The sequence below is a fragment of the Staphylococcus capitis subsp. capitis genome, assembly GCF_040739495.1.
GTDB classification, from domain to species: Bacteria; Bacillota; Bacilli; order Staphylococcales; family Staphylococcaceae; genus Staphylococcus; species Staphylococcus capitis.
This window is the reverse complement of the sequence record NZ_CP145263.1, coordinates 1,526,475-1,541,434: the sequence shown is the minus strand read 5'-3', so window position 1 is coordinate 1,541,434 and position 14,960 is coordinate 1,526,475. Positions and strand designations below refer to the sequence as shown.

Genomic DNA, 14,960 nt, shown 5'->3' with positions numbered 1-14,960 from the left:
AGTCGAATTAATTATACGATTATCATAAATTGAATATGAAAGTAAGGTGATAGGCATGGCGATACAATGGTATCCAGGACATATGGCGAAAGCTAAAAGAGAAGTGAGTGAACAACTTAAAAAAGTTGATGTAGTATTTGAGTTAGTGGACGCTCGCATTCCATATAGTTCTAGAAATCCCATGATTGATGAAGTCATTAAACAAAAACCTCGAGTGGTTATTTTAAATAAAAAAGATATGACTAACTTAAAAGAATTAGAAAAGTGGGAAGGATTCTTCAAAGAACAGGGATTCTTTCCAGTTGCAGTTGATGCTAAACATGGTAAAAATCTAAAAAATGTAGAGGCTGAAGCGATTAAAGCAACAAAAGAAAAATTTGAACGTGAAAAAGAAAAAGGTCTTAAGCCTAGAGCGATACGTGCAATGATCGTTGGTATTCCAAATGTAGGAAAATCAACTTTAATTAATAAATTGGCTAAGCGTAGCATTGCTCAAACGGGTAATAAGCCAGGTGTTACCAAGCAACAACAGTGGATTAAAGTAGGAAAATCACTTCAATTATTAGATACACCAGGGATATTATGGCCAAAATTTGAGGATGAAGAAGTCGGTAAGAAATTGAGTTTGACCGGTGCAATCAAGGATAGCATCGTTCATTTAGATGAAGTTGCAATTTATGGATTAAACTTTATGATTGAACATGATATAGATGGTCTAAAGCAACATTACAATATAGATGTAGATAAAGATGCAGAAATTTTAGAGTGGTTTGATGCAATTGGTCGTAGAAGAGGCCTTCTCCAAAAAGGTAATGAAGTTGATTATGAATCCGTTATAGAATTACTAATTAATGATATGAGAAATGCTAAGATAGGCACATACTGTTTTGATATTTTAAAAGAAATGAAGAGTGACTTATAATATGACATCAACAATAAAAGAAATACGTGATCAACTCGCATTAATTCAATCTATAGAAGAACTTGAAGCGCATGTAGCCAATGAAGATACCCGAAAAGGAGTTCAAAAAGCTATAGAATCGCGTAAAAAGCAATTATTCAAACAGCAAGAATTAGAGAGTGATTATATTATTATGAATCACTATGAAAATGAAATATTAAATCATAATAATGAAGCATTAATTTGTGGAGTTGATGAGGTTGGACGAGGGCCACTAGCTGGTCCTGTCGTTGCTTGTGCAGTCATTTTAAATAGAGACCATCATTATCTTGGATTAAATGACTCTAAGAAGGTACCAGCTAAACAACGCTCAATTTTAAATGAAAAATTAAAAGATAATGTCATGAGTTACGCTTATGGAATTGCGACTCCACAAGAAATTGATGATTTAAATATCTATCGAGCTACTCAAGTAGCGATGCAAAGAGCGATTGACCAATTAAGTATCAAACCTACTCATTTACTTATAGACGCAATGAAGCTCGATAATAATATTCCTCAAACATCAATTATAAAAGGGGATGCTAAAAGCGTTTCAATCGCTGCAGCTAGTATTATGGCTAAAGAATATCGTGATGATTATATGAAAGAACTAGCTAACGAGTATCCTAATTATGGATTTGAAAAGAATGTAGGATACGGGACGAAACAGCATTTAGAAGCAATTGACACGTTTGGTGTAATAAAGGAACATCGCCAAACCTTCGAACCTATCAAATCGATGTTAAAATAATTTGAATTTTGATTTAATTGCAAAAAATATGGTCTTTCAGTTTACAATAGCGCTTTCATTTTTTATAATTAAAAGGGAACTTAACCTAAGAAACAGGAGGATGGAAGATGAATATCCACGAGTATCAAGGTAAAGAAATATTTCGTTCTATGGGCGTAGCTGTTCCAGAAGGACGAGTAGCATTCACTGCTGAAGAAGCGGTGGAAAAAGCGAAAGAATTAGATTCAGATGTATATGTGGTTAAAGCACAAATACACGCTGGGGGTAGAGGTAAAGCAGGCGGTGTAAAAATTGCTAAATCACTTTCTGAAGTTGAAACTTACGCTAATGAATTATTAGGGAAACAATTAGTTACTCACCAAACAGGACCTGAAGGTAAAGAAGTTAAACGCTTATATATCGAACAAGGTTGCGATATTCAGAAAGAATATTATGTTGGTTTTGTAATTGACCGTGCAACAGACAAAGTTACTTTAATGGCGTCTGAAGAGGGTGGTACTGAGATTGAAGAAGTAGCAGCTAAGACACCTGAAAAAATCTTTAAAGAAACTATCGACCCAGTCGTAGGTTTATCTCCTTATCAAGCACGTCGTATTGCTTTCAATATTAATATTCCTAAAGAATCTATTGGTAAAGCAACTAAATTCTTATTAGCACTTTATAACGTGTTCATCGAAAAAGATTGCTCTATCGTGGAAATTAATCCACTAGTAACTACTGGTGACGGACAAGTATTAGCTCTAGATGCTAAATTAAACTTTGACGATAACGCTTTATTTAGACATAAAGATATCGTTGAATTACGTGATTTAGAAGAAGAAGATCCTAAAGAAATCGAAGCATCAAAATATGACTTATCATATATCGCTTTAGACGGCGATATCGGTTGTATGGTTAACGGTGCAGGTTTAGCTATGGCAACAATGGATACTATTAATCATTTTGGTGGAAATCCAGCTAACTTCTTAGATGTTGGTGGCGGTGCTACTAAAGAAAAAGTTACTGAAGCGTTCAAAATCATTTTAGGTGATGACAATGTAAGAGGTATCTTTGTAAATATCTTTGGTGGAATTATGAAATGTGACGTTATCGCAGAAGGTATCGTAGCAGCAGTTAAAGAAGTAGAATTAACTTTACCATTAGTAGTACGTTTAGAAGGTACAAATGTTGAGCGCGGTAAAGAAATCTTAAACGACTCAGGTTTAGCTATTGAACCAGCAGCTACTATGGCTGAAGGTGCACAAAAAATCGTTAAACTTGTTAAAGAAGCGTAAGGAAAGGATGGGAGCACTAAGATGAGTGTATTTATTGATAAAAATACGAAAGTAATGGTACAAGGTATCACAGGGTCTACTGCCCTTTTCCATACAAAACAAATGCTTGATTATGGAACACAAATTGTCGCAGGGGTAACACCAGGCAAAGGTGGACAAGTTGTAGAAGGTGTTCCAGTTTATAATACAGTTGAAGAAGCTAAAAATGAAACTGGCGCAAACGTATCAGTAGTATACGTTCCAGCACCATTCGCTGCAGACTCTATTTTAGAAGCCGCTGAAGCTGAATTAGATATGGTTATCTGTATTACTGAACATATTCCTGTTGTGGATATGGTTAAAGTTAACCGTTATTTACAAGGACGTAAAACTCGTTTAGTAGGGCCAAACTGCCCAGGGGTTATTACAGCTGATGAGTGTAAAATCGGAATCATGCCTGGATACATCCATAAAAAAGGTCACGTAGGCGTTGTATCTCGTTCAGGTACCTTAACTTATGAAGCGGTACACCAATTAACTGAAGAAGGCATTGGTCAAACAACGGCTGTTGGTATCGGTGGTGACCCAGTTAATGGTACAAACTTCATTGATGTATTAAAAGAATTCAATGAAGATCCTGAGACTAAAGCAGTAGTAATGATTGGTGAAATCGGTGGTACTGCTGAAGAGGAAGCTGCTCAATGGATTAAACAAAACATGAATAAACCAGTTGTAGGATTCATCGGTGGTCAAACTGCACCTCCAGGTAAACGTATGGGACACGCTGGTGCAATTATCTCTGGTGGTAAAGGTACTGCAGATGAAAAAATCAAAACGTTAAATGATTGTGGTGTTGAAACTGCAGATACACCTTCAGAAATTGGTACAACTCTAATCGATGCAGCTAAAAAAGCTGGAATCTATGATGAACTATTAACAGTTGATAAATAATCGATAGAGTTTAATTGACTCGAACCTTTAATGAGGTTCGAGTTTTTTTATTGTCTCAGTCTTTTTTAAGATATAGGCAGTAGATGTCTGAATTAAAAGTACGCTTATATTAAGCTTCTTTCAATCCTAGTCATCCTTGCTGCGGGACCCCAACATAGAGAATTTCATTAAAATGAAATTTTACAAACAATGCAAGTTGCGGGGCCCCAACATAGAGAATTTCTTTAAAATGAAATTCTACAAACAATGCAAGTTGGGGGGAGAACAGCGAAAATAATTTTGATAAATTATATTTCTGTCTTACCCCCTTTTTTATTGTCTGAGTATAAGATACATATATAATAGTAGAAACTCGTCATAATTTAATGAACGTTGTTATTAAAAATTTACTCCTTACAAATACATTAAATTTAGCACTAATATGTCTTTGAATAGTAACAACCATCTAAGTTAAATTAAGCTATAATACTTCTAAAGGAGTAATACTAGTGATCCAACATATTTTATTGAAGCTCTATTGGGCTAATTTCACCACCACTCAAATTCATCAATTCATTAAAGATTACCCTGAAGTTATATCAGAAAGCCCTCCAACTCAAAAAGAAATGATTGAAGATTGGACTATAAGACAAACCACCTCCACATTGAAGAAAAAATTCAACTTATTTAAATCACTTGATACAGAAGTTCTACTTCAAGAAATGTCAAAAAAGAACCTCAAATTTTTAACTTACTTTGATAAAAATTATCCTCAATTACTTAAAGAAATTTATGATTTTCCATATATAATATTTTACAAAGGAAATAAACAACTATTTAACTATCCGCATACTTTAGCTGTTATAGGATCAAGAAAGTCCACTTCATATACCACACAAGCATTAGAATATCTATTTCCCTCATTTAAACAACTAAAAATGACGATTATATCAGGATTAGCATACGGTGCAGATAGTGTAGCTCATCAAGTTGCACTAAAAAATCAACTGCCAACAATAGGAGTTCTTGGTTTTGGACATTCATATCATTATCCTAAATCAACTTTTAAAACAAGAGAGAGTGTCGAACGAGAAGGGCTCGTTATAAGTGAGTATCCGCCGCATTCTCCTATATCCAGATATAAATTTCCAGAAAGAAATAGATTGATTAGTGGTCTCGCTCGAGGTTTATTAATTACAGAAGCAGAGGAAATAAGTGGTAGTCAAATAACAGTAGATTGCGCTTTAGAACAAAATCGAAATGTATATGTTTTACCAGGATCAATGTTCAATCCTATGACCAAAAGTAATTTACTTAGGCTTCAAGAGGGTGCACAAGTAGTTTTAGATGAAAGTAGTATCCTTTCGGACTACAATTTCTAAAATACTAATGAATATACCTCTATTTATAGTGAGTGACATGTATTAAATTAGTTAAAGTTTTATGTGACAAAATTAATAATATTTGTAACAAAATGAGAAATTAAAAATTAAAACGTTGACAAACACAAAATTAAGCGTTTATCATTTATCTTTAGTAATTCAATTTGCAAGGGGGAAATCACTTTGGCAGATAATTTAGTCATAGTTGAGTCGCCTGCAAAAGCTAAAACCATTGAAAAATATTTAGGAAAAAGATACAAAGTTATCGCTTCAATGGGACACGTACGTGACTTGCCTAGAAGTCAAATGGGTGTCGATACTGAAGATAACTATGAACCAAAATATATTACAATTCGCGGTAAAGGTCCGGTTGTTAAAGATTTAAAGAAATATGCTAAAAAAGCTAAAAAAGTATTTCTCGCTAGTGACCCCGACCGTGAAGGTGAAGCGATTGCCTGGCATTTATCAAAAATTTTAGAATTAGAAGACTCAAAAGAAAACAGAGTAGTATTTAATGAAATTACAAAAGATGCGGTTAAAGATAGTTTCAAACACCCTAGAGGTATTGAAATGGATTTAGTTGATGCTCAACAAGCTCGCCGTATTCTAGATAGACTAGTAGGTTATAACATTTCTCCTGTATTATGGAAGAAAGTTAAAAAAGGATTATCTGCGGGACGTGTTCAGTCAGTAGCTCTACGTTTAGTTATCGATCGAGAAAATGAAATACGTAATTTCAAACCTGAAGAATATTGGACTATTGAAGGGGAATTTAGGTATAAAAAGTCTAAATTTAATGCTAAATTCCTTCATTTTAAAAATAAACCTTATAAATTAAATACAAAAGAAGACGTTGAGAAAATAACAGCAGCTCTTGATGGGGATCAATTTGAGATTACTAATGTAAATAAGAAAGAAAAAACACGAAATCCAGCTAACCCATTTACTACTTCAACTCTACAACAAGAGGCTGCACGTAAGCTAAACTTCAAAGCTCGTAAAACTATGATGTTAGCGCAACAATTATATGAAGGTATTGATTTAAAACGTCAAGGTACTATCGGTTTGATTACTTATATGCGTACGGACTCTACACGTATATCAGACTCTGCAAAGTCAGAAGCTCATAATTATATCACTGACAAATACGGTAAAGAATATGTGTCTAAACGTAAGGCAACTGGTAAACAAGGTGATCAAGATGCCCATGAAGCGATTAGACCTACAAGTACTCTTAGAACACCAGACGACATGAAGCCATATTTAACTAGAGACCAGCATCGTTTATATAAATTAATATGGGAACGTTTTGTGGCAAGTCAAATGGCTCCGGCTATTTTAGATACTATTGCACTCGATGTTACTCAAAATGATATTAAGTTTAGAGCAAATGGTCAGACTATCAAATTCAAAGGTTTCATGACGCTTTATGTTGAAGCTAAAGATGACAAGGAAAATGATAAGGAAAACAAACTTCCTAAATTAGAGGAAGGCGATAAAGTTACAGCAACTCAAATTGAACCTGCACAACACTTTACTCAACCGCCTCCACGTTATACAGAAGCACGTTTAGTTAAGACATTAGAGGAACTTAAAATAGGAAGACCTTCAACTTATGCTCCAACTATAGATACTATTCAAAAACGTAACTACGTTAAATTAGAAAGTAAACGTTTTGTTCCAACAGAACTTGGTGAAATTGTTTATGAACAAGTTCAAGAGTACTTCCCAGAAATTATTGATGTAGAGTTTACCGTTAACATGGAAACTTTATTAGATAAAATAGCTGAGGGAGACACTAACTGGCGTAAAGTTGTCGGTGATTTCTATAATAGTTTCAAACAAGATGTTGAACGCGCTGAAGAGGAAATGGAAAAAATAGAAATTAAAGACGAACCAGCCGGAGAAGATTGTGAAGTATGTGGCTCACCTATGGTTATTAAAATGGGAAGATATGGAAAGTTTATGGCGTGTTCTAATTTCCCTGATTGTCGTAACACTAAAGCTATAGTTAAATCTATCGGAGTAAAATGCCCTAAATGTAATGAGGGTGAAGTAGTTGAACGTAAATCTAAGAAAAATAGAATATTTTACGGATGCTCTCAATATCCCGATTGTGACTTCATTTCTTGGGATAAACCAGTAGGCAGAGATTGTCCTAAATGTAACCACTACTTAGTAGATAAGAAAAAGGGCAGAAGTAGCCAAGTAGTATGTTCTAACTGTGATTACAAAGAAGAGGTTCAAAAATAGGTAAAATTAAATTAGGAGGAAAATGATGACTCAAACAGTTAATGTCATTGGAGCCGGATTGGCCGGTTCTGAGGCGGCATATCAGTTAGCTCAGCGTGGTTTAAATGTTAATTTAATTGAAATGAGACCAGTTAAACAAACTCCAGCTCATCACACTGATAAATTTGCTGAACTTGTATGTTCTAATTCATTAAGAGGTAATTCTCTGACAAATGCTGTTGGTGTGCTTAAAGAAGAAATGAGACGTCTAGATTCTCTTATTATTCAAGCAGCAGATAAAGCACGCGTTCCAGCTGGGGGAGCTCTAGCTGTAGATAGACATGATTTCGCTGGATATATCACTGATACGCTACGTAACCATCCAAATGTAACAGTATTAAATAAGGAAGTTAATCATATTCCTGAGGGATATACAATTATAGCTACAGGTCCTTTAACTACTGAACATTTAGCACAAGAAATCGTTGATATTACAGGCAAAGATCAACTTTACTTTTATGATGCAGCAGCGCCAATTGTAGAAAAAGATACAATAGATATGAATAAAGTTTACTTAAAATCTCGCTATGATAAAGGTGAAGCGGCATATCTTAATTGTCCTATGACCGAGGAAGAATTTAATAGATTTTATGATGCTGTATTAGAAGCTGAAGTTGCACCTGTTAATGAATTTGAAAAAGAAAAATATTTTGAAGGGTGTATGCCTTTCGAAGTAATGGCTGAAAGAGGTCGTAAAACATTATTATTTGGTCCAATGAAACCTGTAGGACTCGAAGATCCTAAAACAGGTGAACGCCCATATGCGGTTGTACAATTGAGACAAGATGATGCAGCAGGAACACTATATAATATTGTAGGTTTCCAAACCCATTTAAAATGGGGCGCACAAAAAGAAGTTATACGTCTCATTCCTGGGTTAGAGAATGTGGATATAGTGAGATATGGTGTGATGCACCGTAATACATTTATCAACTCTCCTGATGTTCTAAATGAGAAATATGAGCTTGAGGGACACGAGCATCTTTATTTCGCAGGTCAAATGACTGGCGTAGAAGGTTATGTAGAAAGTGCGGCCAGTGGTTTAGTTGCTGGAATTAATCTTGCGCATAAACTTGCTGGTAAAGGGGAAGTTATTTTCCCTAGAGAGACAATGATAGGAAGTATGGCCTATTATATTTCTCACGCTAAAAACGAGAAAAATTTCCAACCTATGAATGCTAATTTCGGTTTATTACCGTCATTAGAAAAACGAATTAAAGATAAAAAAGAAAGATATGAAGCTCAAGCGAATAGAGCGCTTGAATATCTTGATAATTATAAACAAACACTTTAATGAGCGGTAGTAGTTCAACTGGGTAGTAAAAATTTTACTACCTAGTTTTTTTATGAAGAAATTGTACATTGTTAGGTGAAAAGATGACTTTTTACACCTTGCTATTCAGGTCTAATGATTCAAGGATTTATAAATTCTTTTTGACATTAATTCTCTAAAGATTTTGAATTGATTACCAAATTACTGTATGCCCTATCATTCATATGCTACAATGCAATATGATGGAGGGGAATTATATTGAATGAAATCCAAAAAACATTTTTATATATGTTAAAGGTAGAAAGAAATTTTTCAGAATATACTTTGAAATCCTATCATGATGATTTGATTCAATTTAATGACTTTTTAGTTAGTGAACATTTAGATTTAGCAACATTTGAATATAAAGACGCTAGAAATTATTTAGCATTTTTATATTCTCATAATTTAAAAAGAACGACGGTATCTAGGAAAATTTCTACTTTACGTACTTTTTATGAATATTGGATGACTCAAGATGAATTAATAGTTAACCCCTTTGTTCAACTTGTACACCCTAAGAAAGAGCAGTACCTTCCTCAATTTTTCTATGAAGAGGAAATGGAAGCTTTATTTCAAACTGTAGAGCAAGATAACAAAAAGGGCATGCGAGATAGGGTTATTATTGAATTATTATATGCAACAGGAATACGTGTGTCAGAATTAATTAATATCAAAATTAAAGATATAGATATGAATTTACCTGGTGTGAAAGTTTTAGGTAAAGGTAATAAAGAACGTTTCATTCCTTTTGGTGAATTTTGTAAGCAAAGTATTGAAAGATATTTAGATGAATTTCAACCTAGAAAATCTAGTGATCATGAATATCTTATAGTTAATATGAGTGGTGCGCCTATCACTGAACGTGGTGTGAGGTACGTCCTTAACGATGTAGTTAAACGTACTGCAGGTGTCACAGATATACACCCACATAAGCTTAGACATACGTTTGCAACGCATTTATTAAATCAAGGTGCTGATTTGAGAACAGTACAATCTCTTTTAGGTCATGTTAATTTATCAACGACAGGACGTTATACTCATGTTTCAAATCAACAACTTCGTAAGGTTTATTTAAATGCACATCCTCGAGCAAAAAAAGGAGAGTAAGTTATGAGTAATACTTTACATGCAACAACAATATATGCTGTACGTCATAATGGAGAAGCTGCAATGGCAGGTGACGGACAGGTTACTCTAGGACAACAAGTCATTATGAAACAAACTGCTAGAAAAGTAAGACGTTTATATGAGGGGAAAGTTTTAGCAGGATTTGCTGGGAGTGTCGCTGATGCATTCACGCTTTTCGAAAAGTTTGAAACAAAGCTACAACAATTTAGTGGGAATTTAGAACGTGCAGCAGTTGAATTAGCACAAGAATGGCGTGGAGATAAGCAACTAAGACAATTAGAAGCAATGCTTATAGTTATGAATAAAGATGCAATTCTTGTTGTAAGTGGTACGGGCGAAGTTATTGCGCCAGACGATGACCTTATAGCTATTGGATCTGGAGGTAACTACGCGTTAAGTGCTGGTCGTGCGCTTAAGAGACATGCTTCACAACTTTCTGCTAAAGACATGGCTTACGAGAGCTTAAAAGTTGCTGCAGACATTTGCGTATTTACTAATGATAATATTATCGTTGAGACATTGTAGTCGAATTGCATAATGTGATTTTATTTTTATTAAATTAGGAAATGAATCTTTGTTACAAAGTAACAAGATGGAGGAATGTTATATATGGATACAAATGGAATTAAATTGACTCCAAAAGATATCGTATCTAAATTGAATGAATACATTGTTGGACAAGATGACGCAAAACGTAAAGTAGCGATTGCATTAAGAAATCGCTATAGAAGAAGTTTATTAGACGAAGAAGCTAAACAAGAAATCGCACCTAAAAACATTTTAATGATTGGGCCGACTGGCGTTGGTAAAACTGAAATAGCAAGACGAATGGCTAAAATAGTTGGTGCACCTTTCATTAAAGTTGAGGCTACTAAATTTACTGAAGTAGGTTATGTAGGTCGAGACGTTGAAAGTATGGTAAGAGACTTAGTTGACGTAGCTGTACGTTTAGTGAAAGAGGAGAAGAAAGCACTCGTCAAAGATGAAGCCATCGCTAAAGCAAATGATAAGCTGGTTAAATTGTTAGTGCCAAGCATGAAGAAGAAGGCTTCTCAAGGAAATAATCCACTTGAGAATCTGTTCGGAGGTGCGATTCCAAACTTTGGTCAAAATAATGAAGAAGAGGAAGATCCACCTACTGAAGAGATAAAGACTAAGCGTTCAGAAATTAAGAAACAATTAGAAGAAGGTAAACTTGAAAAAGAAAAAGTAAGAATTAAAGTAGAGCAAGATCCAGCTGCTATGGGCATGTTAGGAACAAATCAAAATCAACAAATGCAAGATATGATGAACCAACTGATGCCTAAGAAAAAAGTTGAACGAGAGGTATCTGTTGAAACAGCAAGAAAAATTCTTGCTGATGATTATGCTGATGAACTTATTGATCAAGAGACAGCAAATCAAGAAGCTTTAGAGCTTGCAGAACAAATGGGCATCATCTTTATAGATGAAATTGATAAAGTGGCTACAAATAATCACAATAGCGGCCAAGATGTTTCGCGCCAAGGTGTTCAAAGAGATATTTTACCAATCCTTGAAGGTAGCATGATTCAAACTAAGTATGGTACTGTAAATACTGAACACATGCTATTTATTGGCGCTGGTGCGTTTCACGTATCAAAACCCAGTGATTTGATTCCAGAATTACAAGGTCGTTTCCCTATCAGAGTTGAACTTGAAAGTCTTTCTGTAGACGACTTTGTTCGAATTCTTACAGAGCCTAAATTATCATTAATTAAGCAATATGAAGCGTTACTTCAAACTGAAGAAGTGACTGTAAACTTCACGGAAGAAGCGGTCAAACGTTTAGCTGAAATTGCTTATCAAGTCAACCAAGACACTGATAATATTGGTGCTCGTAGATTACACACAATTTTAGAAAAGATGCTTGAAGATTTATCATTCGAAGCACCAAATATGCCACATGCTGTTGTAGACATAACACCACAATATGTTGACGATAAACTAAAAACTATCTCAACGAATAAGGATTTAAGTGCATTTATTTTATAATACAAATACAAGGAGAAAAATTATGAGCTTATTATCTAAAACTAGAGAATTAAACACGTTATTACAAAAACATAAAGGCATTGCAGTAGACTTTAAAGATGTTGCACAAACGATTAGTAGCGTTACAGTAACAAATGTATTTATCGTATCTAGAAGAGGTAAAATTTTAGGGTCGAGTCTTAACGAATTATTAAAGAGTGAACGAATTATTAATATGTTAGAAGAAAGACATATTCCTAGTGAGTATACTGAGAAACTTATGGATGTTAAACAAACACAATCTAACATCGATATTGATAATGTTTTAACAGTGTTCCCTCCTGAAAATAAAGACGTTTTTGTAAATAGTAGAACAACTATTTTCCCAATATTAGGCGGAGGAGAACGACTTGGTACGCTCGTTTTAGGTCGAGTTCAAGATGACTTTAATGAGAACGACCTAGTTTTAGGTGAATACGCTGCAACTGTAATTGGTATGGAAATCTTACGTGAGAAACATAATGAGGTTGAAAAAGAAGCTCGTGATAAAGCTGCAATCACAATGGCTATTAATTCGCTATCTTATTCTGAAAAAGAAGCGATTGAACATATTTTTGAAGAGTTAGGTGGAAACGAAGGTTTACTTATCGCTTCTAAAGTGGCTGATCGTGTTGGTATTACAAGATCTGTTATTGTAAATGCATTACGTAAATTAGAAAGCGCCGGTGTAATTGAATCACGTTCACTAGGTATGAAAGGTACTTTCATCAAAGTTAAAAAAGAAAAGTTCTTAGATGAATTAGAAAGAACTAAATAATTAATAGAACATCAAATATTTTTAAAAGAGTGTCAGCTTATATTTCGAGCGATACTCTTTTTATATGTAAAGATGAATAATATTTATAGTTCATTCACAAAGGCATTGCGTTTCTGTACAAGTTATGATATATTAATTGACGGCTATTAAGCCAATACACACATAATTAATGTAAATATAGAGGGTGCAAATCATCACATTTGTCTTTATATGAGTTAATTATGGAGGTAAATAACCAATAGGAGGAATTTAAAAATGGCAGTAATTTCAATGAAACAATTACTTGAAGCCGGTGTTCACTTCGGTCACCAAACACGCCGTTGGAACCCAAAAATGAAAAAATATATCTTCACTGAAAGAAATGGTATCTATATCATTGACTTACAAAAAACAGTGAAAAAAGTTGAAGAAGCATACAACTTCCTTAAACAAGTATCAGAAGATGGCGGTAAAGTCTTATTCGTAGGTACTAAAAAACAAGCACAAGAATCAGTTAAAGCTGAAGCTGAACGTGCTGGTCAATTCTACGTTAACCAAAGATGGTTAGGCGGAATCTTAACTAACTATAAAACAATCTCTAAACGAATCAAACGTATTTCTGAAATTGAAAAAATGGAAGAAGACGGATTGTTTGAAGTTTTACCTAAAAAAGAAGTTGTTGAACTTAAAAAAGAATACGACCGTTTAATTAAATTCTTAGGCGGTATTCGTGATATGAAATCTATGCCTCAAGCATTATTCGTTGTTGACCCTCGTAAAGAGCGCAACGCTATTGCTGAAGCACGTAAATTAAATATTCCTATCGTAGGTATTGTTGACACTAACTGTGATCCAGACGAAATCGATTACGTTATCCCAGCAAACGATGATGCTATCCGTGCTGTTAAATTATTAACAGGCAAAATGGCAGATGCTATCTTAGAAGGTCAACAAGGTGTATCTAATGAAGAAGTAGCTGCAGAACAAAACATCAATTTAGATGAAAAAGAAGAATCTGAACAAGCAGAAACAACTGAAGAAAACACTTCTGTTGAATCAAACTAAGATATAGTTTAAATGGGTGATAAGATACTAATGCTTATCACCTTTTTTTAAAAGTAAAACAAATCATAATAGAGTATTGGAAATATAATCTAAAATAATGGTAAAATTTGGGTATATCATAAATACAATTATATATTGGAGGAGAAATTAATGGTAATTTCAGCAAAACTTGTTAAAGAATTACGTGAAAAAACAGGCGCAGGTATGATGGATTGTAAAAAAGCGCTAACTGAAACTGATGGTGACATCGATAAAGCAATCGACTACTTACGTGAAAAAGGTATTGCGAAAGCAGCTAAAAAAGCTGACCGTATCGCAGCTGAAGGTCTTGTACACGTAGAAGTTAAAGGAAATGAAGCAGCTATCGTTGAAATCAACTCAGAAACTGACTTCGTTGCTCGTAACGAAGGATTCCAAGAATTAGTTAAAGAAATTGCTAACCAAATTCTTGATAGTAAAGCTGAAACAGTTGAAGCGTTATTAGAAACTAAATTATCAAGCGGTAAAACTGTTGATGAAAGAATGAAAGAAGCTATCTCTACAATTGGTGAAAAATTAAGTATCCGTCGTTTTGCTATTAGAACTAAATCTGATAATGACGCTTTCGGTTCTTACTTACACATGGGTGGACGTATTGGTGTGTTAACTGTTGTTGAAGGTACAACTGATGAATCAGCTGCTAAAGATGTAGCTATGCACATCGCTGCAATCAACCCTAAATATGTTTCTTCTGATCAAGTAAGCGAAGAAGAAATCAACCACGAAAAAGAAGTATTAAAACAACAAGCATTAAACGAAGGTAAACCTGAAAACATTGTAGAAAAAATGGTTGAAGGTCGTTTACGTAAATATTTACAAGAAATTTGTGCTGTAGATCAAAACTTCGTTAAAAATCCAGATGAAACAGTTGAAGCATTCTTAAAATCAAAAGGTGGTCAACTTACTGACTTCGTTCGTTACGAAGTAGGCGAAGGTATGGAAAAACGCGAAGAAAACTTCGCTGATGAAGTTAAAGGACAAATGAAATAATCTGTCATAATTTTAACAAGGAAGAAGACACCTATTAAGTTTCCTTTCTAATAGTTTTTAATCTATAGAAAGGAGCCATCCGTG

At 34.3% G+C, this 14,960-nt stretch carries 13 protein-coding genes; all 13 read left to right on the top strand.

Features of this window, described 5'->3' with window-relative positions:
• The first annotated feature begins 55 nt into the window (after window positions 1-55).
• The 13 genes from ylqF to tsf all read left to right on the top strand — a co-directional run bounded on the left by ylqF (window position 56) and on the right by tsf (window position 14,876).
• On the top strand, window positions 56-922 hold the full coding sequence (ylqF, locus tag V6C74_RS07700) for a ribosome biogenesis GTPase YlqF (RefSeq protein WP_002453079.1): 867 nt from the start codon (window positions 56-58) through the stop codon (window positions 920-922).
• A 1-nt stretch (window position 923) separates the two neighbouring features.
• Complete coding sequence (locus tag V6C74_RS07695) at window positions 924-1,694, top strand: ribonuclease HII (protein ID WP_002453080.1); 771 nt, start codon at window positions 924-926, stop codon at window positions 1,692-1,694.
• A 107-nt stretch (window positions 1,695-1,801) separates the two neighbouring features.
• Entirely contained in the window at window positions 1,802-2,968 is a 1,167-nt protein-coding gene (sucC, locus tag V6C74_RS07690; protein ID WP_002436291.1) for an ADP-forming succinate--CoA ligase subunit beta, read from the top strand.
• Between the two features lie 21 nt (window positions 2,969-2,989).
• Complete coding sequence (sucD, locus tag V6C74_RS07685; RefSeq protein ID WP_002453081.1) at window positions 2,990-3,898, top strand: succinate--CoA ligase subunit alpha; 909 nt, start codon at window positions 2,990-2,992, stop codon at window positions 3,896-3,898.
• A 488-nt stretch (window positions 3,899-4,386) separates the two neighbouring features.
• On the top strand, window positions 4,387-5,259 hold the full coding sequence (gene dprA / locus V6C74_RS07680) for a DNA-processing protein DprA (RefSeq protein ID WP_002453082.1): 873 nt from the start codon (window positions 4,387-4,389) through the stop codon (window positions 5,257-5,259).
• A gap of 177 nt (window positions 5,260-5,436) precedes the next feature.
• On the top strand, window positions 5,437-7,512 hold the full coding sequence (gene topA / locus V6C74_RS07675) for a type I DNA topoisomerase (protein WP_029625697.1): 2,076 nt from the start codon (window positions 5,437-5,439) through the stop codon (window positions 7,510-7,512).
• A 25-nt stretch (window positions 7,513-7,537) separates the two neighbouring features.
• Window positions 7,538-8,845, top strand: coding sequence for an FADH(2)-oxidizing methylenetetrahydrofolate--tRNA-(uracil(54)-C(5))-methyltransferase TrmFO (trmFO, locus tag V6C74_RS07670; protein WP_002453084.1), 1,308 nt, complete (start codon window positions 7,538-7,540; stop codon window positions 8,843-8,845).
• A gap of 237 nt (window positions 8,846-9,082) precedes the next feature.
• Entirely contained in the window at window positions 9,083-9,973 is an 891-nt protein-coding gene (xerC, locus tag V6C74_RS07665; protein WP_002453085.1) for a tyrosine recombinase XerC, read from the top strand.
• A gap of 3 nt (window positions 9,974-9,976) precedes the next feature.
• The gene (gene hslV / locus V6C74_RS07660) at window positions 9,977-10,519 is read left to right on the top strand and encodes an ATP-dependent protease subunit HslV (protein WP_002453086.1); all 543 of its coding nucleotides are present in this window, start codon (window positions 9,977-9,979) and stop codon (window positions 10,517-10,519) included.
• 84 nt (window positions 10,520-10,603) lie between these two features.
• The gene (gene hslU / locus V6C74_RS07655) at window positions 10,604-12,007 is read left to right on the top strand and encodes an ATP-dependent protease ATPase subunit HslU (protein ID WP_103175551.1); all 1,404 of its coding nucleotides are present in this window, start codon (window positions 10,604-10,606) and stop codon (window positions 12,005-12,007) included.
• Between the two features lie 22 nt (window positions 12,008-12,029).
• Window positions 12,030-12,803 (top strand): GTP-sensing pleiotropic transcriptional regulator CodY, encoded by a 774-nt coding sequence (gene codY, locus V6C74_RS07650; protein ID WP_002436324.1) that lies wholly within the window; start codon window positions 12,030-12,032, stop codon window positions 12,801-12,803.
• 255 nt (window positions 12,804-13,058) lie between these two features.
• Window positions 13,059-13,847, top strand: coding sequence for a 30S ribosomal protein S2 (gene rpsB / locus V6C74_RS07645; RefSeq protein ID WP_002436327.1), 789 nt, complete (start codon window positions 13,059-13,061; stop codon window positions 13,845-13,847).
• Window positions 13,848-13,997: 150 nt separating this feature from the next.
• Window positions 13,998-14,876: a translation elongation factor Ts gene (tsf, locus tag V6C74_RS07640; protein WP_103175550.1), complete on the top strand. Its 879-nt coding sequence runs from the start codon at window positions 13,998-14,000 to the stop codon at window positions 14,874-14,876.
• The last annotated feature ends 84 nt before the right edge of the window (window positions 14,877-14,960 follow it).